Source organism: Acetobacter sp. DsW_063 (assembly GCF_002153745.1).
GTDB lineage: Bacteria > Pseudomonadota > Alphaproteobacteria > Acetobacterales > Acetobacteraceae > Acetobacter.
On record NZ_JOPL01000162.1, the window covers coordinates 1 to 332 of the forward strand.

A 332-nucleotide genomic window follows, 5' to 3' on the forward strand; every position below is an offset into this window, starting at 1 on the left:
TGGCGTTTGTAGCTGGCAGGGGCAACTCTCATGCAGAGCAATCTACAAACCAAGAGTTAATGTGACAGCACCCTCCCCAGGGCTACTAGCCGCTGCGAGCAAGGCTCGATGGGTCTACGAACAGGCGCATCAGCAACTCAAGGAAGAGCTGGGCTTCGATCACTTTGAGAGGCGATCACGGACAGGGCTGCACCGACACACACTGATGTCCATGATGGCCTACGCCTATGTCACAGCGGGCGGACGGAAAAATGAGTCCCCCGGCCACCACCACCGCCGAGTCTGCTAGGGCCTGTTAGGTCTTGAGATGATCTGCCGTTGCTGCAATGCAG

General features: G+C 57.5%; 1 protein-coding gene. It reads left to right on the plus strand.

Going from position 1 to position 332, the window contains the following annotated elements; translation table 11 throughout:
* On the plus strand, window positions 1-289 hold a 289-nt coding region (locus HK28_RS13555; protein WP_369823672.1), incomplete at its 5' end, for a transposase.
* Between the last annotated feature and the right edge of the window lie 43 nt (window positions 290-332).